This is a genomic window from Desulfotomaculum sp. OF05-3, from assembly GCF_003435535.1.
Classification (GTDB): Bacteria; Bacillota; Clostridia; order Lachnospirales; family Lachnospiraceae; genus Pilosibacter; species Pilosibacter fragilis.
Map to the genome: position 1 here is coordinate 1 of NZ_QWGO01000038.1, position 24,863 is coordinate 24,863.

Sequence of the window (24,863 nt, forward strand, 5' to 3'; positions counted from 1 at the left end):
CCGGACAAGTGGTGTAAAAGTACCCGTAATATTCATAAGGCTTAGATGGGATTGCTGAATGGAACAGAAGAGGCCTGGAGGCACAGAGACAGGCGCAGATGAAAAAGGATCAAAGGGACTTGAATAAAAAAGCCCCCGCACAGGTGATTAACAAACCGCCTATGTGGGGGAAAAATCATTTATGGATTATAATTCAGTTTTTACGAAGATATCGTAGATTGCCCGGATCGCCGGCTCAAAATCATCATTTGTAACGCCGATGATGATGTTCAGTTCACTGGATCCTTGGTCGATCATCTTTACGTTGATCTTAGCGTGTGCGAGGGCCGCAAAGATTCTTGCGGCAGTTCCGCGCATTGCCTTCATGCCGCGGCCTACGACTGCGATCACAGCGAGGTCGGACTCTAATGTGACAACATCCGGATGAACGGAGCGTTGGATACCGGAGAGAACAGACTGCTCTTTCTCCTGGAACTCATCCTGGTGAACGAGAACGGACATGGTGTCGATGCCGGACGGCATGTGCTCGAAGGAGATGCCATTCTTTTCAAATACCTCAAGAACCTTTCTCCCAAACCCAACTTCGGAGTTCATCATTGCCTTGTCGATGTTCATAGCGCAGAAGCCCTTCTTTCCGGCAACACCGGTGATGGTGTAGTGCGGACGCTTGCTGGTGTTCTCGACGATCATGGTACCCGGATCTTCCGGACGGTTCGTGTTGCGGATATTGATCGGGATTCCGGCTTTTCTTACCGGGAAGATCGCGTCCTCATGAAGGACACTTGCACCCATGTAGGAGAGCTCACGGAGCTCGGTGTAGGTGATGGTCTCGATCGGAGCCGGATTCTCAACAATTCTCGGATCTGCTACGAGGAAACCGGAAACATCTGTCCAGTTCTCGTAAAGGTCCGCCTGGACTGCACGTGCCACGATGGAACCTGTGATATCGGAACCACCGCGGGAGAAGGTGTGGATCGTTCCGTCCGGCTTAGCACCGTAGAAGCCAGGAATGACTGCCTGCTTTAAGGAAGCGAGATGCTCACGCATCTCCTCGTTTGTCTCCTCGGAGAGGAAATTTCCCTCAGCGTCGAAGCGGATCACATCGGCTGCGTCCACGAAGGTGAAACCGAGGTAATTTGCGGCGATGATGCCGTTCAAGTATTCTCCTCTGGAAGCCGCGTAGTCGCGTCCGGCTTTCTTTAAGAAGTTCTCCTCAATTTTCGCAAATTCGAAATCAAGGTTTAAGTTTAAATCAAGACCGTCGATGATATCGGTGTAGCGCTTCTTGATCTGGTCAAGGATGCGCTTATAGCTTTCGCCTGCGCATACAGCGTCGTAGCACTGGTATAACATGTCGGTCACTTTTGTGTCTTTGCTGTCTCTTTTTCCCGGTGCCGACGGAACAACATAGCAACGGGTCTTGTCGGCTTCGATGATTGCCTTTACTTTTTTAAACTGACGGGCACTTGCGAGGGAGCTGCCGCCAAATTTTACAACCTTCTTCATAATCTGTCTCCTGTGTGTAAGTAAATGATATATGCCGGATTCCACCTTAGTGGATTACCTTTGGTGTCGGGAAGTATTCGAAGAATACCTTGGCAACCATCTTGTCTCTGGAAATGTAGTGGTTCTGCCAGTAGCGGGCATCCAGGGAGTAGTTGCGGTTGTCGCCCATCATGAAGTAGCAGTTTTCCGGAACTTCAAAATGGTAAGTTTCATGCTGGTTCATCGGCTCTGCGATGTACGGTTCGTCGAGCGGTGTGTCAGATCCGTTTAAATAGACCTGATCGTCCACGATATCGATCACGTCGCCAGGCATACCGATCACGCGCTTCACATAGTAGATCGTGTGGCCGCGCTTTCCGACTTCGGAACCGCAGGCCGGGCAGGTATCCTGCTTATCGCCCTCTATGATCGCACCGCACTGTGGGCACTGCCAGCCAAAAACGAAGATTGCTACATCGCCGCGTTCCGGTTCAGAGAATTTGTAATGGAGTCTGGAGCCGATGACACGGCTTCCTGCCATGATAGTGTTTTCCATGGAACCTGTTGGGATTTCACTGTTTGCAATGACGAAAGTGGTGAGCACGAAGGCGATCACAGCGGCAGATACGAGAACCTGCACCCAGCTGATGAGCTCTGCGACCCAGCCTGTTTTTTCTTTCTTTTCTTTTTCGTTATTTTCCATATAAATGATCATAACCTCGTTTGACTAATATTTACGGGAAGGATATACTGTAAGAGTAAATACGATTGCCCGTATGCATACAATAAAGAGTTTATGATAAATTGTCAAGTTTCGCAAGGGAATTTCGAAAAAGGTAAGGAAGTTTTTTATTTCCATTAGGAAATCCAGCGAAATCCGTAGACGAAATACGAATAACGAGAAGGCAGCAGCCTGAAATACGGAATTGCGATCCGGAAAATGCTTGCTGTGCAGAGAACATTTTCAGTTATAGTTTGTGCAGGAGAGAACAGCAACCATTTTCACAGATTTATGTTCCAGACTTTGTGATAATACTTGTATCACCAAAGCGAAAATGTTAAAATACTGTTAAGAAAATTGCGGGCGATTATCATCCGCTGATGGATCTGATCATTTTTTGCGGAGCGTGCCAAGAGAAAGGCATGCGGATGCAGCAGGGGGAGTGCTGAATGGAAAAAATCTTATATGATCTGATGGATTGGGCCGGAATCGAGGAACTTGTCTATTCCGAGGCGAGCGATCCGGGACGGCTTTTAGGGGAACATGTGATAAAGGAAGGTCTTCTGATCCAGGCTTTTCTGCCGAACGCGGAGAAGGTGTCCGTAAAGATCGGCGAAGAACAGTTCCCGATGGAGATGGCGGACGAGAACGGCTTCTTTGCGGTACTTTTAGATGACAGGAGAGAGCTGGTTCCGTATCATTTCTGTATCACCTACACGGACGGGGACAACGAGGAGATCATCGACCCTTACAGCTACCAGTTCCACACCGCCTTTACCGAGGAAGAGGTGCGGAAATTCAGTGCGGGGATCTATTATGATTCCTATGAGAAATTCGGGGCACATCCGGCGGTGGAAGCCGGGATCGAGGGCGTTCACTTTGCGGTGTGGGCGCCGGATGCGATGCGCGTCAGCGTTGTGGGCGATTTCAACTTCTGGGACGGAAGACGCCACCAGATGAAAAAGCGAGGTCCGTCGGGGATCTACGAGATCTTTATCCCGAACCTGAAGCCCGGCGCGATCTACAAATATGAGATCAAGACAAAAGCGGGACTTCCGATGCTGAAGGCGGATCCGTACGGAAACTATGCGGAGCTCCGCCCGAATACGGCATCTGTTGTATGGGATATGTCCGGTTACAAATGGAACGATGATGAGTGGATCAAAGAGCGGGCCGCGGCGAAAGACCGCCTAAAGGATTCCCCGATGTCCATCTATGAGGTCCATCTTGGTTCCTGGATGCAGAAAACGGTAGCACAGAATGAGAACGGTGAGGACATCAACGGCAGCCAGTTCTACAACTACCGGGAGATCGCGGAGAAGCTGGCAGCCTATGTGAAAGAGATGGGATACACCCATGTGGAGCTGCTTCCTGTGATGGAACATCCATTGGATGAGTCCTGGGGATATCAGGTCACCGGATACTATGCGCCGACGAGCCGTTTCGGAACACCGGACGATTTCAAGGCGTTTATGGACCATATGCATAACGAAGGGATCGGTGTGATCCTGGACTGGGTTCCTGCCCATTTTCCGCGGGATGCCCACGGCCTTGCAGCCTTTGACGGGACATGCCTCTACGAGCACCAGGATCCGCGCCAGGGATCCCATCCCCACTGGGGAACGCTGATCTACAATTACGGACGTCCACAGGTATCAAACTTCCTGATCTCCAATGCCTTATACTGGGCGAAGGAGTTCCATGCAGACGGAATTCGGATGGACGCAGTGGCATCCATGCTGTATCTGGACTATGGAAAGAACGCCGGGGAGTGGGTCGCAAACATTTATGGCGGAAATGAGAATCTGGAGGCGGTGGAATTCTTAAAGCATTTAAATTCCATCTACGCGAGGGACACAAAAGGTTCTGTCCTGATCGCTGAAGAGTCCACGGCCTGGCCGAAGGTCTCCGGTGATGAGAACGATGGCGGACTTGGATTCGACTTCAAGTGGAACATGGGCTGGATGAACGATTTCCTGGATTACATGCAGTGCGATCCATATTTCCGCCATGATCACTACGGGGAGCTGACCTTCAGCATGCTCTATGCCTACAGCGAGAAGTTCGTCCTGGTATTTTCCCATGACGAGGTGGTCCACGGAAAAGGTTCCCTGGCAGGTAAGATGCCGGGGGATACCCAGGAGAAGAAGTTTGCGAACCTCAGGACCGCCTACGGCTTTATGATGGGGCATCCGGGAAAGAAACTTCTGTTTATGGGACAGGATTTCGGACAGATGGACGAGTGGAACGAAAAAACGAGTCTGGAGTGGGGGCTCTTGAAATATGATATCCACAGCCAGATGAAGGATTATGTGAAAGCACTGAACCATTTATACCGCACACAGCCGGCACTCTACAGAATGGACTATGAGCCGGAGGGCTTTGAGTGGATCAACTGCACGTATAACGACGAAAATATCGTTATATTTGAGAGAAAAACGGAGAAGCCGGAAGAGACCCTGCTCTTTGTCTGCAACTTCGCTCCGGTGGAGCATGAGAAGTTCCGCCTCGGTGTTCCGTTTGCGGGAAAATACAAGGAGATCCTGAACAGTGATGCGAAGCAGTTTGGCGGCAGCGGAATGACGAACCCGAGAGTCAAGATGTCGAAGAAAGAGGAGTGGGATACGAGAAAGAACTCCATTGCCATCAACCTTGCCCCGATGTCTGTGGCGATATTCTCCTGTACCCCATATGAAGAAGAGACGGAGCCGGAGAAAAAGAAAACGGTGGAGAAGAGAAAGCGCCCGTTAAGACAGCCGGCTGTTAAGACAGCAACGAGTCCGCTGGATGTGATCTCTGAGAAAGTTGGACAGATCATAAAGACGGCGCGAGAGAGCCGACACTGAAATTTGTGCCGGACTGATTTGGGCAGTCAGCGCAGAAATTAAATACAGGACAGAAATATCCGGAAAGCAACAGGTGAAATGACATGAAAGAACATACATTGGATATTCTCACCGCGGCGCTCGTCAAATACGGAACCAGAGTCTTCTGGGCGGCGGTCATCGTATTTGTGGGACTGCGGATCATCAGGATCGCCCGCAGGGCAGCCGGTCAGATCATGGACCGCGCCGGGGTGGAGATCACGTTAAAAAAGTTTCTGGACATGCTGCTTCATGCAGTTCTCTTCGGCGTTATGGTATTCATGGCGGCGGACCAGCTGGGAATCAAGACGACTTCCTTCGTGGCGGTCATCGGTACCGTTACTCTGGCATTCAGCCTTGCGATGCAGAATACGCTCTCGAACTTTGCGGGCGGAACCCTGATCCTGCTCCTGAAACCGTTTAAGGTGGGCGATTATATCAGCACCAGCTCCGGTGAAGGAACCGTTGAGTCCATCGGCCTTGTATACACGACGCTCCTGACGACGGATAACCGGGTCATCACGATCCCGAACAGCTCCGTGTCCAGCGCGCCGCTCACAAACCTTACAAGGACCGGAAAACGCCGCCTGATCATCAATGTGGGGATCGGATATTCCTCCGATCTTTTAAAGGCGAAAAACGTCCTGAAAAAGATCTTCGAGGAGAACCCGGGGATCATGAAGGATCAGCCGGTTCAGGTCGTTGTGGATGCGCTGGGAGACAGCAGTGTTGTTTTAAGCGCCAGAGGCTGGACGACCTGTGAGGATTACTGGACAGCGAAGTGGTCCATCACAGAGGCGATCAAGTTAACATTTGACAAAGAGGGGATTGAGATCCCGTACCAGTATATGAATGTAATGATGACAAAGGAACCATAGCGTGAACCGGGCAGAGTATCGGAAAATGCAGGTTACCCGGGGAAGAGAGTTCAACAGGAGAAAACTGTGGACTCTCTTTTTCTGTTGCACAGGAAGAAAGCATATTTTTCATTATATAGAATATATTCCACAATTCAAAATGAATGATTCTTGTTTGCACACTGTGGTAAAACAATAAAGCAGCAAAGCTTTTTCGCATAATGCAACAAAAAACGCTTGCATTTTTGTGAAAATCTGATAGAATCAATGTTAACTTGTTTCTGCGTTGCGGACAAATGTTTGCGGAAAAGAGACGGGTCTTTCTGTGCAAAGATGCCGAAAGATCTATGATTTCAGCAAAAGGGAAACATGCGGAGGCGAAAAACAACAAAAGGAGGGATCGAATATGAAAGAGCATATGGCTGACTGGCGTATCCATGCGCTTGCTTTCGTACTCACCGTAATTGCCGAATTTATCGGCACCAAAAAATTCAGTTTCGGGCCTTTGTCCTTCTCACTGTTTCCGATGCTGTATGTACTGATCCTTGGAGCGATCCTTGGAATCGTAAAATTAATTCCACAGAAGATGATGACAGAAGCATCACCCTATATCGGAATCAGCGTTATGATGCTGACAGCAAAGATCGCATCCACGATCGGACCGAATCTCGGCGCGGTTGTCAAAGCCGGACCGGCGCTGATCCTTCAGGAATTCGGAAATCTGGGAACCGCAGTTTTAGCGCTCCCGATCGCCATATTTGTGTTCCATATGGGACGCGCGGCAATCGGAACCTCCTTCTCTATTTCAAGAGAGAGCTCCCTTGCGGTCGTTGCTGATAAATATGGTCTTGATTCGGATGAAGGAATCGGTGTTATGGGTGGATATATCACAGGTACTGTATTCGGAACCATGTTCAATGGTATCTTCGTCTCCCTGCTCTGCTCCTTAAATATCTTCCACCCGTATGCGCTCGGAATGGCGTGCGGAACAGGTTCCGCATCCATGCTTTCTGCCAGCCTTGCGGCAGTCGTTGAGGCATATCCGGATATGGAAGCGGAGATCACTGCCTACGCGGCGACCTCAAATATGCTGAGCAGTGTGGATGGCCTTTATATGAGTATTTTTATCGCACTTCCGATGTGTGAATTCATGTACAAGCTGTTCACAAAGAACAACAGGCATTATAAAGACGGACTCCCGATCGGCGCTAAGGTGAAAGTCAAAGCCGCCGGGGAAGAATAGGAGGGATCCATATGGACGCAGCAGTATGGTTTAAAAGAATCAAATGTCTTGTCCTTGTATGCATCTTCGCATCCATCGGCAATTTTATCAGTACATCAAAGGCTGGAAACCCGGTAACCCCGCTTGAGGCAGTGCCCGGGCTCGTGCTTCTTCTTGTATGCACGCTGGTGGGCTGTATCATTTATGAGCTGATCAATAAGGTTTCGCCGAAGAATCTCCCGGCAATCGCCTATATCTCATTTATCGCGATCCTGATCACGATCCCGGGTGTCAGCCCGATCGCAGATTATGCGATCGAACAGATTGGAAAGATCGGACTTCTTCCGCTCTGCACTCCGATCCTTGCATATGCCGGAATCTCCATCGGAAAAGATGTGGATACATTTAAGAAACAGGGCTTTGCGATCGTAGTCGTAGCGATCTTCACGTTCGCAGGAACATTTCTCGGTTCTACGATCATTGCCCAGATCATCTTAAAAATGACAGGCGTGATCTGATGATCAGATATGAAAAATAGAGAAACCTGCAGGAATTGAAACCATACAACGCCTGCAGTTTTTTTCATAAGTGGAAATTCCGTACAATACAGTGGTGGCAGTGGATTTTGCCGATCTGGAATGCAAAACATCGTGGTTGAAAATACAGTGCCCTCATGTTATCATTACAATGCTGGTGCCGCCGCATGAAACAGAGCCGCGGACGTCCAATCATAACGATAACGGAGTGAAGTTTCCATGTACCATGATCTTACAAAAGGGAGCATCTCACGCTCCCTTCTTTTATTTGCCCTACCCATGATGGCAGGAAATATTTTGCAGCAGTTTTACAACATCGCGGACACTTTGATCGTTGGCCGTGTCCTTGGAAAAAATGCTCTGGCGGCGGTGGGATCCTCCTACACGCTGATGACATTCCTGACCTCGATCTTTCTGGGACTCAGTATGGGCTCCGGCGCGCTGTTTTCCATCTACCGGGGAAAGGGCGATGAGAGGGCACTGAAGTCCTCCATCGCCCACGCCTGCGGCCTGATCCTCGCTGTAACGCTTGTTTTGAATGTGGTTGCCTATATTTTCATTGATCCGATCTTAAACTTCTTACGGGTTCCTGAGGAGGTCTGGGGCGGTATGAGGGAGTATCTGCTGATCATTTTCGCAGGTCTGCTCGCCACGTCCCTCTATAATTTCTTCTCCTGCCTGTTAAGGGCACTGGGAAACTCAACGGTTCCGCTGGTGTTTCTTGCGGTATCCGCGATCTTAAACATCGCGTGGGATCTTTTATTTGTGGCGGTCTTCCATTGGGGAATCGCCGGTGCGGCCTATGCGACGATCTTTGCCCAGTATGTATCCGGGATCGGTATCCTGCTCTATGTTCTTTTCCGATGCAGAAGCCTTCTTCCGGAGAGAAAGGATCTTCGCTTTGACGGAGGAATCTTAAAGGAGATCGCAGGACTTTCCTCCCTGACCTGCCTGCAGCAGTCGGTTATGAACTTCGGAATCCTCATGGTACAGGGGCTTGTAAACAGCTTTGGCGCCACTACGATGGCGGCCTTCGCGGCGGCAGTAAAGATCGACACCTTCGCGTATCTGCCGGTTCAGGACTTTGGAAATGCCTATTCGACCTTCGTTGCCCAGAACTACGGCGCGGGAAATAAAGAACGGATCCGCCGCGGCACAAAGGAATCCTTTGCCATCAGCACGGCGTTCAGCCTTGTGATCTCAGCGCTGGTCTTTGCCTTCGCGGCACCGCTCATGCAGATCTTCGTGAGCTCTGCAGAGACGGCGGTCATTACCTCCGGCGTCCGTTATCTCAGGATCGAGGGCGCGTTCTATTTTGGAATCGGCTGCCTGTTCCTGCTTTACGGATATTACAGGGCGATCAAGAGGGCGGAGATGTCTGTGGTGCTTACAGTGATCTCCCTCGGAATCCGTGTGTTACTTGCCTACGTGCTCTCTGCCACATTCCTCGGTGAGACAGGAATCTGGATGGCGATCCCGATCGGCTGGATACTGGCAGATCTCACAGGACTTTTATACATGAGGAAGACCTGGTAAAAAGAAAAGGTAACTATTCAGTACCTTCATAGTTACGTGCAAAAATCCATTCCAGATCAGCTTCGCTGATGGGATTTTTGCCTTCCAGCCTATGTTTTCTTACGGTCAGCGCAGCAAGTGCGCAGACCTACTGAACAGTTACAAGAAAAGTTACAAAGAAAGAACTTTTGCAAAATAAGAATAAAAAAATGTTGAATCTAAAAAATACGCTGTACAGGAGAATGAACCCCATGTACAGCGTATTTTGTTGCCGCGTGCCCAGATCTGGCGTTTGATCTGCGCTATCCTGCGGTCAGCGCAGCAGACATATTTAGACTAACTTACTCAACAGCTTCTCTTTCCTCTCGATCATCTCATCGATCCTCTCGATATAGGAAGCTACATCCTTCACATTCTCCGCGCGTTCCAGACGGTTTTCCGCCGGGAACGTGACTTTCGTGGTGGTTCCGGCACCGCAGGCCACGATGGTCTGCTTTTCTTCCATAATGAGGATATTGTAAATACATGCTTTTCCGGGTGCCGCATAGCCGACATTCTCGAAATTTCCGGCCATATTTTTCTGACGGTACAGGTAATACGGCTCAAGACCCATCTCGCGGGCGTACTTCGCGGTGAGATCGATCATCTCCTGAGTGTTCTGAATCTTTAAGTTCGCGTAGCGCTCCTTGAAGATATTGAGTCTCGCCGCACGCTTGATGGCGAGAGAGTGGACCGTCACGCTGTCCGGGGCAAGCTCTCTGACCTGCTCCATGGTGCTGCGGACGTCATCGATATCTTCCTCCGGAAGTCCGATGATGAGGTCCATATTGATATTGTCAAAGCCAAGATCTCTTGCTATGCGGAATTTTTCCTTCACCATATCCACGGTGTGGTGGCGTCCGATCAGATCCAGAGTTGCCTGCTTCATCGTCTGCGGATTGATGGAGATCCTGGAGATATTGTGGGCACGGAGAACTTTGAACTTGTCTTCGGTGATGCTGTCCGGGCGTCCGGCTTCCACAGTGAATTCCTGCACCTTTGAGAGGTCAAAGGTATTCTCGATCTTTGTGAGTAGAGCGTCCAGCTCCTCTGCCTTTAAGGACGTCGGAGTTCCGCCGCCGAAGTAGATCGTATCCAGTGTGCGGCCTTTCATCTTCTCCGCCACATAATCCAGCTCTTTAAACAGCGCCTTCAAATAGAGATGAACCTTCTTCTCCCACGCTCCGATCGGGTAGGAGGTGAAGGAACAGTAGAGGCAGGTGGTCGGGCAGAACGGAATTCCCACATAGAGGCTGTATCCGTTTTCATAGTCGATATGGCTTAAGAGCTCCCGCTCCCGCTTCGCGACCTCGACACTTAAGTCGATCTTTTCTTCACTTGTCAGGTACATGTCCCGCATGAAGGAACGGATGCTTTCCTCATCCTCACCCTGATCAAGTCTTGTCATGGCGATCTTTGTCGGGCGGATACCGGTCAGGGTCCCCCAGGGGAGTTCTTTTCCCGTCCGCTTTTTTAACATGCCGTAAAGCTCTTTCTTGATTGTTGTCTTTGCGTTTAACCGCACATCGTAGTCGATCGGAAATACGGTCTCATCTGAGACAGTGCCTGTCGGATCCGTGATCTTCAAGCCAAATTTCGTCTCATCCGCATTTTGTGAGCAGGTTCCCTCCACGTAAAAATCCGCATCGTCCTGTTTCTCATGGACAAAAGTCTCACCCGGATAAAACGCCATCAAAAGCTCCCGGATATCCTGCTCATAAGCAGTATCATTCAATAAAATTCCAATCATCTCATTGCCCCCGAAAGAGGATTATACTTCTTTTCAAAACCGATGGTAGTCGTGTCCATATGACCCGGATAGACCATGGTGTCATCCGGCAGTGTGGAGAGCAGGCGTCTTACAGACTCCGCGATCTGGCGTCCGCTTCCCGTCGGGAAATCCGTGCGGCCGTAGGAGCCTGCAAACAGGGTATCACCGGAGAAGAGAACCTCTTCTTTTTCAATATAGTAACAGCAGGAACCGATGGTGTGTCCCGGTGTTTCAAATACTTTCCATGTAAATCCGGCGATGGAAAGCTCGTCGCCTTCTTTCACCGTAATATCCGGTGTCAGCGTATACGGTTCCCTGTAGTAGCTGGATACAAGGCTTTTTCTGCTGTCTGAAAGCACCTCGATCTCCTTTTCACAGGCGTAGATCGGCACATGCCATGCTTCTTTCAATTCCTTTGCGGCCATCATGTGGTCGAAGTGACCGTGGGTCAGAAGGATCGCCTCCGGCTTTAAACCCAGAGATACTGCCATATTGACGATCTTGTCGGCGCTGTCGCCCGGGTCCACGACGGCAGCTTTTTTTGTCTCATGATCATAGACCAGGTAGCAGTTCGTTCCGACCATACCGACTACCAGAGTCTTAATGCGAATTTCGCTCATATCTTACTTTTCCTCCATTTTTCCTGGCACAAAGCAGGGACTCCGGCCCTGTGCCGTGTACAGTAACGGAAATGTTTCTTTAAAATCCATGTATAAAAAGGTCTACCGTCCGTAACACCTCCGGCAGACCTTTTTCCGACTGCATTCGACCTGTTCTGTTTCAGAACAGCCGGCGGCAGACATTCATTTGAAATTGTAGTTATCAGCCCGTGGTTCTCTCAATATCCAGCACGCCGTCGATCTGGCGCAGCTTTGCCATCAGGTTGTTTAATTCTTCGATTCCATGGATATCGAAGCTCATGGTGATCGTCGCCTTGCCCTGCTTATTCACACGGGAGTTCATCGTTTTGATGTCGATTTCGCGCTCTGTAAAGATCTTGGAGATATCCACGAACATTCCGATCCGGTTGTTCGCGAAGATCGAGATCTCTGTGGAGTAGGTTGCGGCACTGTTGTCCTCCTCAACGCCCTGCCACTCCGCGTCGATCAGGCGGCTTCTCTCGATCTCCGGGAGATTTAAGACGTTGATACAGTCCGTTCTGTGGATTGTAATTCCGCGGCCTCTCGTCACGAAACCAACGATCTCGTCGCCCGGAACAGGGCTGCAGCACTTGGAAAAACGAACCGCAAGGTCATGGATTCCTTTTACGATAATGCCGCTCTTTGATTTGCCGCCCTTGATCGGAACCACAGCAGGTTTGTTGTTGTCACCGATGGCATCAAGGATCGTTGCGTCGGTCACTTCGCGTTTCAGCTTCTTTGTGCGCTCCTCGATCATCTTGTTGATGACCTGCCCCTCTTTTAATCCGCCGTGTCCGACGGATGCCAGAACGGAATCCCAGTCCTGGAAGGCGTAGCGCTTTAATACTTTATCCACAAACTCCGGCTTATTGATATCGGAGAAGTTGATCCCCTTTGCCTTACAGTAGCGGTCGATCATTTCGCGGCCTTTTAAGATATTGTCAGCCTTCCGCTCCTGCTTGAACCAGGCGTTGATCTTGTTTCTCGCCTGGCTGCTCTTGATGATATTTAACCAGTCACGGCTTGGTCCCTTGGAATTCTGGGATGTCATGATCTCGATCCGGTCACCGTTCTGGATCACATAGTCAATATTTACGAGCTTTCCGTTGACCCTCGCGCCCACCATCTTGTTTCCGACAGCCGTGTGGATTGAGTAAGCGAAGTCGATCGGCGTGGAGCCGCTTGGCAGTGCCTTTACGTCTCCGGTCGGTGTAAAACAGTACACGCTGTCGGAGAACATATCGAGGTCGCTCTTGATGGCATTTAAGAATTCCTTGTTGTCGGACATATCCTGCTGCCACTCAAGGATCTGGCGCAGCCAGCTTAACTTCTTCGCCTCATCACCGGCAGCAACCTGTCCGCTGCCACTCTCTTTATATTTCCAGTGGGCGGCGATACCATATTCTGCTGTACGGTGCATCTCAAAGGTACGGATCTGGATCTCAAAGGGCTGGCCGTTTGTGCCGATCAGTGTCGTATGTAAGGACTGATACATATTCGGCTTCGGCATCGCGATATAATCTTTAAAACGGCCGGGGATCGGTTTGTACATCTCGTGGATCACACCCAGAGCCGCGTAACAGTCTTTTACAGAGTCCACGATGATGCGGACCGCGAAGATATCGTAGATCTGGTCCAGCGTCTTGTGCTGGTTTAACATCTTTTTATAAATACTGAAGAAGTGCTTGACGCGTCCGTTGACCTCGCACCTGATCTCCGCATTCTCCATGTGGGTCTTGATCTCAGAGATAATGTCATCAATGAATTTCTGGCGCGCTTCGCTTGTCAGGGCGATCTTTTCTTCCAGTTCTTTGTATACATTAGGTTCCAGATATCTTAACGCAAGATCGTCCAGTTCGATCTTGATCTTGGAAATACCGAGCCTGTCAGCGAGAGGAGAGTAGATCTCGATGGTCTCCCTCGCCTTCTCCTTCTGTTTTTCAGGGCGCATGTACTGAAGCGTCCGCATATTGTGGAGACGGTCCGCAAGCTTGATGATAATGACACGGATATCTTTTGCCATGGCGAGAAACATTTTTCTTAAGTTCTCCGCCTGCATTTCCACCTTATCTGCCGACCAGGATAACTGGGTCAGTTTTGTAACGCCGTCGACTAAGAGGGCGACCTCTTTTCCGAACAACTCGGCGAGCTGTTCCTCTGTATACACGGTATCTTCCACCACGTCATGGAGAAGTCCGGCTGCAATCGTCTCTTTATCCATCTCGAGATCCGCGAGGATGATCGCCACACAGAGCGGATGGATAATGTACGGTTCCCCGGATTTTCGCTTCTGGTCTTTATGGGCATTATCCGCAAGCTGATATGCCTTCTCGATCATGCTCAGATCATCGGACGGATGGTACTTTCTGATGCTGGCAACAAGATCCCGGTAAAGAACATCAGGACTTGTGAAATCAGCAGGCGCTTCCAGATCGCCTTCGATCGTTTTCAGTTTGTTTTCTTCCATAATATCTCCCACCTTCACTTTTAGCGTACCATCCGGTCATGCCCGCCGCAGAAATCCGTCGTTTTCCCGGTATTTTCGACAAAAGCAGACACTCCTGAAATATATCAACCATTATAAATTTTTTTGGCATAAATTGCAATCGTTTTGTTGTGGTTTTAGACCGCTGCTTTCCGGAAGGATTCCCTGATCCGGGGACTCTTATACAGGGGCGTTCCTGATCCGGGATATAAAATGTTTATGACAGGCATATCTTTTTGTTATAATGTTACCGTGTTAAAGTGATTGAACTTCAAAGAAGAACGTATTATAATAGAAATATTAAAATTTTATAAACAAATTGGAAAGGAGTACTCTATTATGGACACAATGAGTCTCACAGCAAAGTATGAAGATGAAATGATTGCCATTCGCAGGCATATTCATAGACATCCGGAGCTTAGCAACAAGGAATATAAGACAACGGAGTTCATCCGCGAAAAACTGACGGAATACGGTGTGGAGATCGCTGAGATCGGGATGAAGACCGGCGTTGTTGCCGTTATCCGCGGCGGAAAACCGGGAAAAACCGTTGCGATCCGCGAGGATATCGACGCACTTCCGATGAAGGAACTCACAGGACTTCCGTTCGCCTCCGAGAATGATGGTGCCTGCCATTCCTGCGGACATGATATCCACACAACCGTGCTTCTCTACTGCGCGAAGGTATTATCAGAGATCCGTGAGGAGCTTGCCGGAACGGTCATGCTGATCTTCCAGCCGGCAGAAGAGCATATGGGAGCCGGAGAGCTTGTCGACTGCAATTTCACGCAGGTTGCGAAACCGGACGCATTTATCGGTCTCCACGTATCACCGGAGATCGATGCCGGAAGCATCGGATTAAAAAAGGGACCGGCAAACGCGTCCAATGATTTCTTTAATATCAAGATCAAAGGAAAGGGCGGACATGGCGCTCATCCGGAAAACTGCATCGATCCGGTCGTAATCTCCGGTTATGTGATCACACAGCTTCAGACCGTGATCTCCCGTGAAAACTATCCGGTATATCCGGGCGTTCTTACCATCGGCAGCATCCACGGCGGAACCGTAAACAATATCATCCCGGATTATGTGGAGATGCATGGAACACTGAGAAGCCTTGATCCGGACTGCCGCAAAAAAATGATGGCTGCCATCGACCGCGTCGTAAAAGGCTGCGCCGAGTCCATGAGAGGAACTGCGGAGGTTGAATGGGAAATCGGAGTTCCGCCGCTCGTAAATGACGATTCCATCATCGAGGCAGTTGCTGAGGCCGCTGCAAAGACCATCGGTGCTGACCATGTTTCCTACGTGAAGAATCCGTCAATGGGTTCCGAGGACTTTTCTGTTCTCTTCCCGAAGTTCGGACCGGGCGCGCAGTTCCGCTTAGGATCCGGAAACAACGAGGATCCGAATTCCAGACACGGACTTCATAACTCTAAAAACGTATTCGATGAGAAGTGTATCCGCACAGGCGCATCCGTCATCATTCAGTACGCGAGAGATTTCTTAAGATAAAGGAGAATACTTATGGAAAACAACAAGAAAAAGCTGCAGATCCCAAGCACATGTGCACTGTTATTCATGCTCATGATCGTCTGCGCCATCCTGACCTAGATCGTTCCGGCAGGTGAATTCGATACAGAGAAAGTGGGCAACTTAAACAAGGTTATCGCAGGTACCTATCACACTGTAGAAGCTTCCCCGGTCGGTCCGTGGGCAACTATCATGGCAGTCGTACAGGGATTCTACAAAGCCGCAAAGTTAATGGTCATGATCATGTTTGTCGGCGGTGCCGTTGAGATCCTTGAAAAGACAGGAGCGATCCACGCTGCCTTCGGAAAACTTGCTTCCAAGCAGAACTTAAATGTAAACATACTTGTATTCTTAGTAATGGCATTCATGTCCATCGGCGGCGCAGCAGGCGTTTTCGCCAATCCTGTCGTTGCTCTGATCCCGATCGGAATCATCCTTGCAACAAACTTAGGGTATGATTCCTTCACAGGCTTCCTGCTTGTATACATGGGTGCTTACTCCGGATTCAATGTAGGCTGGGCGAACGCCTCCACTATCGGTACTGCACAGCCGATCGCGGAGCTCCCGATCTTCTCCGGTTTCGGTGTCCGCGTCGTATTAAACATCATCAACTTCGCGATCTGCTATTTCTTTACGATCCGTTACATGAAAACCATCAAGGCGGATCCGAAGAAGAGCTTAAACTATGAAGCTGGCATGAGTGCATCTGACAGCATGGGCGCAGGAAAAGATGGCGCGAAGGCGATCGAAGCACATTTAACAACGAAGCACCTGATCAGCCTGATCGGTCTTGTCGTAGCGGTTGCGGCAATCCTGGTTGGCTCTGTAAAATATAAATGGAGCTATGATCAGATCGCAGCTACATTCTTTACACTTGCGGTTGTTGTTGGCCTTCTCAATGGTATGGGTATCAACGGAACAACGAAGGTATTTATCGGTGGCTGTTCCAAGATGGTAAACGCCGCGTTCATTGTCGGCTTCGCAAATGGTATTTCTGTGATCCTTGCAAGCGGAAACATCTTAAATACGATCGTTTACTGGCTGTCCATTCCGATGTCCGGAATGGGTTCCATCCTCGGAGCGAACTTCATGTTCGTTGCAAACCTGTTTATCAACCTTTTCATTCCGTCCGGTTCCGGACAGGCTGCAGCAGTTATGCCGCTTATGGTTCCGGTTGCTGACCTTGCAGGCATTACAAGACAGGTTGCTGTACAGGCATTCCAGTTCGGTGACGGCTTCTCCAACTGCCTCTTCCCGACAGCAGGTACTCTGATGGGTTCCCTCGCGATCGCAAAGACAGACTGGACAAAATACGCAAAGTGGCTCATGCCGCTCCTCGGATGTCAGGTGATCCTCTCATTCGCATCTTTAACGATCTTACAGAGCATCGGCTGGACCGGACTGTAGGAAGACGTATAATATAAGGAAAAAGGACTTCCGTTTCCTGGCGGAGGTCCTTTTTCTGTGCAGGCGGCTGATCACGCCGCTCTTTTTGTTACTGTTCACGCCTTGCGCAAACAGTAACTGATTTTGCCGATGCTTCGCATTCCAAATCGGCAAAATCCACTACCACCACTGTACTGTACGGAATTTTCAGTTCAGAAAATTCCTACCCGTGTACAGTAACGATCTTTTCGCTGAGGGATGGGAAAAACTCACAAAATAAGTTGACTTATCCATGTCCGAAAAATATAATACTTTTATTAAGGAAAGAAAAAACCCTTGAAAACCTAAGGCAATCAGCGTATTATGGTGAACGTAGGCGTGAAATTGCGCGATAAAGAGAGAAACAGAGGTAGCTTTATGGCATTAAAGAAAAAGCCGGTCACCGGCATGAAAGATATTCTCCCGGCAGAGATGCAGATCCGGGATTATGTGCTGAACCAGATCAAAGAGACTTACCGCGGCTTCGGATTTTCCGCGATCGAGACTCCGTGCGTGGAGCACATTGAGAACCTCCTGAGCAAACAGGGCGGCGACAATGAGAAGCTGATCTTTAAGATCTTAAAGCGCGGCGAGAAATTAAATATCGAGACAGCAGAGACGGAGAACGATCTGGCAGACGGCGGACTCCGCTATGATCTGACACTTCCGTTATCCAGATATTACTCCAACAACTCCGCAAACCTTCCGTCTCCGTTTAAGGCACTTCAGGTCGGCAGCGTATGGCGTGCAGACCGTCCGCAGAAAGGCCGTTTCAGACAGTTCGTCCAGTGCGATATCGATATTCTCGGTGATGCGACGAACCAGGCTGAGATCGAGCTGATCCTCGCGACAACGACCGCGTTAAAGAAGATCTGCCCGGACAACAGCTTCGAGGTCCGCGTCAACGACAGAAAGCTTCTCCGTGCGATGGCCGTATACAGCGGATTCCCGGAGGAAGATATCGATAAGGTATTCATCACCGTCGATAAAATGGACAAGATCGGTACGGATGGTGTAAAGGCAGAGCTTATGGAAAACGGCTACTCCGAGGAGACGGCCGATAAATACTTAGAGCTTATGGGACAGGCAACAAACGATGCCTCAGGTGTCCGCCGTATGGGAGAGATCCTTGCGGGTGTGTTGGAGGACGGTGCAGCTGAGAATCTTGCGCAGATCATGGAGACAGTCGGCGATGTTTCTGACGGAAGCTTCAAACTTGCGTTTGACCCGACCTTAGTCCGTGGAATGGGCTACTACACCGGAACCATCTTTGAAGTATCAATGGAAGGATTCGGCGGCTCCGTAGCGGGCGGCGGAAGATATGACAAGATGATCGGAAAGTTCACAGGAATGGATACACCGGCCTGTGGTTTCTCCATCGGCTTTGAGAGAATCGTTACGATCCTTTTAGACAACGGATTTACAGTTCCGGGCGGAAATGAGAAGGAAGCGTGGCTCTTCGAAAAGGGAATGAGCTCCGAGAAACTTGCTTCCATTATGAAAGAGGCGATGACTGCCCGCAAGGAGGGAAAGATCGTCCTTGTAGCCCAGATGAACAAAAATAAGAAGTTCCAGAAGGAACAGCTTGGAAAAGAAGGCTACAGTGAGTTTAAGGAATTCTATAAAGAGGACTTAAAGCACTAAGACCGGGAAAAGGACAGTTTTATCTCAGTCGAGAAGACTCCCACCTCTTTTAAGTGGTGAGTAATCTCACGGATGTTCGACTTGAAATTACAATAACATTCAGCGGGTATGTTTTTAAATATTCCAGCTGTATCAGGAGGAAAATCATGGCAGAATCAATGGCAGGCTTAAAGCGTTCCTGCCGCTGTGCTGAAGTCACAGAGGCAAACGTAGGCCAGGAAATGACACTTATGGGATGGGTCCAGAAGAGCAGAAACAAAGGCGGTATTATCTTCACCGACCTTCGTGACCGTTCCGGAATCATCCAGATCATCTTTGAGGAGAGCGACTGCGGCGCTGAGAGCTTCGCAAAAGCTGAAAAATTAAGAAGTGAGTTCACAGTGGCGGTTGTCGGCACGATCGAAAAGCGTTCCGGCGCAGCAAACCCGAACTTAAAGACAGGTACGATCGAGATGAGAGCGAAATCTTTAAGAATCCTCTCTGAGTCCGAGGTACCGCCGTTCCCGATCGAGGAGAACAGCAAGACGAAGGAAGATCTCCGCTTAAAATACCGTTATCTTGACCTCCGTCGTCCGGATCTCCAGAGAAACATCATGACAAGAAGCCGTGTGGCTACGATGGTCCGCCAGTTCTTAGCGGACGAAGGTTTCCTCGAGATCGAGACCCCGACTCTTATCAAGAGTACACCGGAAGGCGCAAGAGACTACCTTGTACCGAGCCGTGTGCATCCGGGCGAGTTCTATGCTCTTCCGCAGTCTCCGCAGTTATTAAAACAGCTGCTGATGTGTTCCGGTATGGACCGCTACTTCCAGCTCGCAAGATGCTACCGTGACGAGGACCTCCGTGCGGACCGTCAGCCGGAGTTCACACAGATCGATATGGAGTTATCCTTCGTGGATGTTGAGGATGTTCTCGAGGTCAACGAGAGACTCTTAAAGAAACTTTTCAAGGAGATCTGCAACTTTGATGTCCAGACTCCGATCCTCCGCATGACATGGCGCGAGGCGATGGACCGTTTCGGTTCCGATAAGCCGGATATGCGTTTTGGCATGGAATTAAAGAACGTATCTGATGTTGTAAAAGACTGCGAGTTCGTTGTATTCAAGAGCGCTCTTGAGAATGGCGGATCTGTCCGTGGTATCAACGCAGACGGACAGGCCGGCATGCCGAGAAAGAAGATCGACGCTCTCGTTGAGTACGCAAAGGGATTCGGTGCAAAGGGGCTTGCATATCTTGCGATCCATGAGGACGGTTCCTATAAGTGCTCCTTCGGAAAGTTCATGAAGCAGGAAGAACTGGATGCTCTTGTAAAAGCGATGGACGGTAAGCCGGGGGACCTTCTCTTCTTTGCCGCAGATAAGAACAAGGTTGTATTCGATGTATTAGGAAATCTCCGTCTTGAAATCGCAAGACAGTTAGACCTCTTAAAGAAAGACGATTTCAAGTTCCTCTGGGTAACAGAGTTCCCGCTCTTAGAGTACTCCGAGGAGGAGGGACGTTACGTCGCTATGCACCACCCATTCACAATGCCGATGGAGGAAGACCTTCCACTTATCGACACTGATCCGGGTGCAGTCCGCGCGAAAGCCTACGATATCGTATTAAATGGTACGGAGCTCGGCGGCGGATCCGTCCGTATCCATCAGGATGATATCCAGGAGAAGATGTTCGAAGTTCTTGGCTTCACAAAAGAGAGAGCAAGAGAGCAGTTCGGCTTCCTGCTTGACGCATTCAAGTACGGAGTACCGCCGCACGCTGGTCTCGCATACGGCCTCGACCGTGTCGTTATGCTTATGGTAGGTGCAGACAGCATCCGTGACGTAATCGCCTTCCCGAAGGTAAAAGACGCGTCCTGTCTTATGATGGAAGCTCCGGCACCGGTAGATCCGAAGCAGCTTGAGGATCTCGATATCGCGATCGTTGAGAAGAAGGACGAAGAATAAAGATAATAAAGAGACGCTGAATAATGGAAGCGCTGTGCAGAAAAACTGCGCGGACGCTTCCATTTGCTATATTGGAAACAAAGGGAGAGAAATATGAAAAAGGTATTGAAAATAACAGCAGTGACCACACTGCTGAGCCTGGGACTGGCATTTTCCTCATATGCCGGACAGTGGAAACAGGGAACTGGAGCAAATGCCGGTAAATGGTGGTATGACGAGGACAATGGCACCTACGCAACAAATGGATGGCGCTGGATCGATGGAGACGGGGACGGAATTGCGGAGAATTACTGCTTTGACCAGAGTGGCTGGCTGTATGTGTCTACGGAGACACCAGATAAGAAGACGGTGGATGCCAATGGTGCACGAACACAGGATGGAAAAGTTGTTACGATGAATGTAAATTCCGGGGATACGACTTATACTGTGGATGGAACAGGGACACTGGAACCTAAAACATATAACGGAATAGAATTTAGTCTGGATAATTTAGGCTATAGTAACATGGCGATTGGAAGTATTATGTATCCGAAAGAGAACTCTGTTACAGCTGAACATATTTTGGAATACAAAAGATATTATGAAACCGGAACTGACAATTATTGGTTGGGAGCTAAGCAAAAGGAACGCGTAAATGCTTTTATTTCAGAATGGAAAAGTAAAAATATTAATAATTCAATGACGGAGGATCAAAAGGCACGAAAGATTTACGATTGGCTTGTTGACAATGTGACATATGATGCGCAAGAACCGTATAATCAGTCATCTTATGGTGCGTTTATAGATAGACGATGTGTCTGTGGAGGTTTCGCAAATGCGTTTATGTCATTAGGAAAAGCTTGTGGACTTGATGTAAAATATGTATTTGAAATTGAGCATGCATTCAATATTGTTAAATTAGATGGGAAATGGTATGCAGTGGATGCAACAAAAAAATATTATAAAAATAAGGATACGTCGTCAGCTTACTATTATAAAGATATACCAGAAGGTGATAAATCTATAGAGGAAAAGGTGCAGAAAAGGGAAAATAAGGAATCTAAACGAATAGAAGAAATAAAAACAAGTAATGAAAAAAATATGGAGAGAGCTAAGAAAAGCTTTGAAAGCGGCGCGGTATTCCAAGCAGATGATGAAAAGCTGATTCCATCGCTGTTACAATACATCAATGAACAGGTGAATACAAATGTAAAATCGAGTCAGCCTATTACTGCTGTTATATATACAGGGGGAAGAAATTTTCAGGAATTCAATAAACAGAGATTTTCGTATAATGGTTTTACAGGAAAACTTGATGAAGTTATAGAACATGAAATAATCGGTAAAACGATTAATGGCTATTACATAGGAAATTATTCCAATTGTGTAATTGATTATCAGAAAAATAAGGGAACAGATGGAACATCTATATTTGTGACAACATGGAAAGACAAAGACGGAAAAGATTATATAATCTTCAGAGTAGCACTCAATCCTAGAGACAGAGTGACGGCTTCAAAAGGAGAATAATACAGTTCTCCCGCCTTCATGAAACTGCCTTTGTGAAATGTTCGTGAACTTATAGAAATCCCACTTATTATCTGCTAAAATATAGCTGATGATAAGTGGGATTTTTATGCACACATGTATGATGCCGGTAGCACCGAATCGACTGGTTAATATCTCAAGTGTGTTGGAATACGCTTCTGTTCTTATCGGAGTGCATCAGGTAAAATATATGGAGGTACAGACAATGGATGCAGTAAAAATACTTATGGTCGACGACGAGGAGAGAATGAGAAAGCTCGTCAAAGACTTTTTAACGATTAAAGGATACCGCGTTTTAGAGGCGGGAGATGGCGAGCAGGCTATTGATATTTTCTTTAAGGAGAAAGATATCAGTCTTGTGATCTTAGACGTCATGATGCCGAAGATGGACGGTTGGGAGACGTGCAAGACGATTCGACGCTACTCTCAGGTTCCGATCATCATGCTGACGGCGAGAAGCGAGGAGCGGGATGAGCTTCTTGGATTCGAACTCGGCGTTGACGAGTATATCACAAAACCGTTCAGCCCGAAGATCCTTGTGGCGAGAATTGAGGCGATCCTGCGCCGTGGCAGCGGTACATCAACGGGAGAGATTCTGGAGGCAGATGGAATCCGCGTGGATAAGGATGCCCACGAGGTGACTGTGGATGGGAAGCCGGTGGATCTCAGCAACAAGGAATTTGAACTTCTTACCTATTTTATGGAAAACAAAGGAATCGCCCTCTCAAGAGAAAAGATTCTGAATAATGTCTGGAATTACGACTATTTCGGAGATGCGAGGACTATAGACACCCACGTAAAGAAGCTGAGAAGCAAACTTGGCCCGAAAGGTGACAATATTAAAACCATCTGGGGCATGGGATATAAACTCGAGGTGGATGGATGATGAAATCGATACGATCCAGACTGACGGTCACGTTTATTGGTCTGATTGCTGTGATTCTCGCAGTGATCTGGGGCGTCAATAAGTGGTATCTGGAAGATTTCTATGTAACAAAGAAGGTACAGGCGTTAAATGGCGCCTACGAGGCCATCGATTCCCGGATCGAGGAGAACAAGGAAAACGGGATTTCCATCGAAGACGCCATGAGGAGAGAAAGGGATGCTGACGGAAATATCACGGAAGGAAATTTGCAGCGCCTGATCCGGAATTTCAGCGACAGCGCCAATGTTTCTGTCCTGATCATCGACAACAGCACGGAGGATGCGACGGTCTATTCAACATCCCGTGATACGAAGTTTTTAAAAGACCGCATTGACCGCTATATTTTCGGCTGGACAAAGGCCAAGTACACGATTCTGGAGGAAAATGACCAGTATAAGATCCAGAAGACATACGATCCTCAGCGGGAGAGCATGTACCTGGAGAGCTGGGGATTCTTCTCCGACAACAGCACTGCCTTTATCATGAGCGCACCGCTGTCAAGTATCGGCGAGAGTGTCCGCCTCGCGAATCAGTTTCTGCTCTATGTGGGAATGATCGCTGTATTGATCGGTGCTCTGGTCATATATCTGGTGGCAAAACAGATCACAATGCCGATCTATAAGCTGTCGAACCTCTCAGAGCGCATGTCGGATCTCGATTTTAATGCGAAATATGAGTCTGGAAAACATGATATGGAAGAGATACAGGTTTTAGGAAACAGTATGAACACACTGTCGGAGCGCCTGGAGGAAACGATCTCGGAGCTAAAGTCGGCAAATAACCAGCTCACGAAGGACATCGAAGAGAAGACAAAGATCGACGAGATGCGTAAGGATTTTATCGCAAATGTCTCCCATGAGCTAAAGACACCGATCGCCCTGATTCAGGGATATGCGGAAGGTCTTCAGGAAGGGATGGGCGAGGAGAAGGAAAGCCGCGACTACTATTGTGATGTTATTGTTGATGAGGCCAACAAGATGAACAAGATGGTCAAGCAGCTTCTGACATTGTCTTCTCTGGAGAGCGGAAACGATAAGCCGGTGATGGACCGTTTCAATTTAACGGAACTGGTTCGCGGCGTTGTGAACGCGTCGAAGATCCTGCTCGAACAGAATGAGATTCAGGTGGATTTTGATGCTCAGACGCCGGTTTATGTATGGGCGGATGAATTTAAAATCGAGCAGGTAGTCACAAACTACCTGAGCAATGCAATCCACCATATCGATGGAGAGAAAAAGATCATTATCAAAATGCTTCCGGAAAACAACATCGTCCGTGTATCTGTCTTTAATACCGGAACCCCGATCCCTGAGGATGCGATCCCGAATCTCTGGACGAAGTTCTATAAGGTAGATAAGGCGAGAACCCGTGCCTACGGCGGAACCGGAATTGGTCTTTCCATTGTAAAAGCGATCATGGATGCCCACAACCAGCAGTATGGCGTGAAGAACTGGGAGAATGGCGTGGAGTTCTGGTTTACGCTGGATGGGAGCAATTCATAATATTATGGTAGGAACCCATATGGAATCTGGCAGGAGCAGCTTTTGGCTGCTCCTGTATTTGCTCTTGGCGATCAGGATGATACATCATATTGTATCAATTGAATATATAATATACAATATATAGCATTCTTGGGCTGGACTTGTAATGATATCGCAAAACATGTAAAAAGAAATGAAAAAAATGTAAAAAACAGTTGACTTTTGTCCGGGGATTTGATATTATAATAC

The 24,863-nt window shown here is 48.6% G+C and carries 17 protein-coding genes; 12 read left to right on the forward strand and 5 right to left on the reverse strand.

Going from position 1 to position 24,863, the window contains the following annotated elements; genetic code table 11:
* Positions 1–186 precede the first annotated feature (186 nt).
* Positions 187–1,506 (reverse strand): aspartate kinase, encoded by a 1,320-nt coding sequence (locus DXA87_RS15155; protein WP_015552554.1) that lies wholly within the window; start codon positions 1,504–1,506, stop codon positions 187–189.
* A 46-nt stretch (positions 1,507–1,552) separates the two neighbouring features.
* Positions 1,553–2,188, reverse strand: a complete 636-nt coding sequence (lepB, locus tag DXA87_RS15160) for a signal peptidase I (RefSeq protein WP_242990687.1) — start codon at positions 2,186–2,188, stop codon at positions 1,553–1,555.
* A gap of 467 nt (positions 2,189–2,655) precedes the next feature.
* Between lepB and glgB the strand changes: the two genes are divergently transcribed.
* The 5 genes from glgB (at position 2,656) to DXA87_RS15185 (ending at position 9,221) form a co-directional block, all read left to right on the forward strand.
* The gene (glgB, locus tag DXA87_RS15165) at positions 2,656–5,052 is read left to right on the forward strand and encodes a 1,4-alpha-glucan branching protein GlgB (RefSeq protein ID WP_117471259.1); all 2,397 of its coding nucleotides are present in this window, start codon (positions 2,656–2,658) and stop codon (positions 5,050–5,052) included.
* Positions 5,053–5,135: 83 nt separating this feature from the next.
* Positions 5,136–5,948: a mechanosensitive ion channel family protein gene (locus DXA87_RS15170; protein ID WP_117471260.1), complete on the forward strand. Its 813-nt coding sequence runs from the start codon at positions 5,136–5,138 to the stop codon at positions 5,946–5,948.
* A gap of 385 nt (positions 5,949–6,333) precedes the next feature.
* Positions 6,334–7,170 carry a DUF3100 domain-containing protein gene (locus tag DXA87_RS15175; protein WP_117471261.1) on the forward strand — a complete coding sequence of 279 codons (837 nt, stop codon included), beginning with the start codon at positions 6,334–6,336 and terminating at the stop codon, positions 7,168–7,170.
* 11 nt (positions 7,171–7,181) lie between these two features.
* Complete coding sequence (locus DXA87_RS15180; protein WP_117505197.1) at positions 7,182–7,667, forward strand: DUF340 domain-containing protein; 486 nt, start codon at positions 7,182–7,184, stop codon at positions 7,665–7,667.
* 237 nt (positions 7,668–7,904) lie between these two features.
* The gene (locus DXA87_RS15185) at positions 7,905–9,221 is read left to right on the forward strand and encodes an MATE family efflux transporter (RefSeq protein ID WP_117505200.1); all 1,317 of its coding nucleotides are present in this window, start codon (positions 7,905–7,907) and stop codon (positions 9,219–9,221) included.
* A gap of 310 nt (positions 9,222–9,531) precedes the next feature.
* On the opposite strand, the gene hemZ is transcribed toward DXA87_RS15185, so the two are convergent.
* The 3 genes from hemZ to DXA87_RS15200 form a co-directional block, all read right to left on the reverse strand.
* Complete coding sequence (gene hemZ, locus DXA87_RS15190) at positions 9,532–10,989, reverse strand: coproporphyrinogen dehydrogenase HemZ (protein WP_117505202.1); 1,458 nt, start codon at positions 10,987–10,989, stop codon at positions 9,532–9,534.
* Positions 10,986–11,630, reverse strand: a complete 645-nt coding sequence (locus DXA87_RS15195; RefSeq protein ID WP_117505204.1) for an MBL fold metallo-hydrolase — start codon at positions 11,628–11,630, stop codon at positions 10,986–10,988. The genes hemZ and DXA87_RS15195 overlap by 4 nt, the downstream gene beginning before the upstream one ends.
* Positions 11,631–11,832: 202 nt before the next feature.
* Complete coding sequence (locus tag DXA87_RS15200; RefSeq protein ID WP_117505207.1) at positions 11,833–14,118, reverse strand: bifunctional (p)ppGpp synthetase/guanosine-3',5'-bis(diphosphate) 3'-pyrophosphohydrolase; 2,286 nt, start codon at positions 14,116–14,118, stop codon at positions 11,833–11,835.
* A gap of 357 nt (positions 14,119–14,475) precedes the next feature.
* On the opposite strand from DXA87_RS15200, the gene DXA87_RS15205 reads away from it, so the two are divergent.
* The 7 genes from DXA87_RS15205 to DXA87_RS15235 all read left to right on the forward strand — a co-directional run bounded on the left by DXA87_RS15205 (position 14,476) and on the right by DXA87_RS15235 (position 24,635).
* Positions 14,476–15,651 carry a M20 family metallopeptidase gene (locus DXA87_RS15205; RefSeq protein ID WP_117471266.1) on the forward strand — a complete coding sequence of 392 codons (1,176 nt, stop codon included), beginning with the start codon at positions 14,476–14,478 and terminating at the stop codon, positions 15,649–15,651.
* 132 nt (positions 15,652–15,783) lie between these two features.
* A complete protein-coding gene (locus tag DXA87_RS15210; protein WP_242998118.1) occupies positions 15,784–17,076 on the forward strand; it encodes a Na+/H+ antiporter NhaC family protein in 1,293 nt (430 codons plus the stop codon).
* 396 nt (positions 17,077–17,472) lie between these two features.
* Positions 17,473–18,738 (forward strand): histidine--tRNA ligase, encoded by a 1,266-nt coding sequence (gene hisS / locus DXA87_RS15215; RefSeq protein ID WP_015552566.1) that lies wholly within the window; start codon positions 17,473–17,475, stop codon positions 18,736–18,738.
* 146 nt (positions 18,739–18,884) lie between these two features.
* Positions 18,885–20,681 carry an aspartate--tRNA ligase gene (gene aspS / locus DXA87_RS15220; protein WP_117505209.1) on the forward strand — a complete coding sequence of 599 codons (1,797 nt, stop codon included), beginning with the start codon at positions 18,885–18,887 and terminating at the stop codon, positions 20,679–20,681.
* Between the two features lie 93 nt (positions 20,682–20,774).
* Entirely contained in the window at positions 20,775–22,190 is a 1,416-nt protein-coding gene (locus DXA87_RS15225) for a transglutaminase domain-containing protein (RefSeq protein WP_117505211.1), read from the forward strand.
* 223 nt (positions 22,191–22,413) lie between these two features.
* A complete protein-coding gene (locus tag DXA87_RS15230; RefSeq protein WP_021905844.1) occupies positions 22,414–23,094 on the forward strand; it encodes a response regulator transcription factor in 681 nt (226 codons plus the stop codon).
* Entirely contained in the window at positions 23,091–24,635 is a 1,545-nt protein-coding gene (locus DXA87_RS15235) for a HAMP domain-containing sensor histidine kinase (RefSeq protein ID WP_117505213.1), read from the forward strand. The genes DXA87_RS15230 and DXA87_RS15235 overlap by 4 nt, the downstream gene beginning before the upstream one ends.
* The last annotated feature ends 228 nt before the right edge of the window (positions 24,636–24,863 follow it).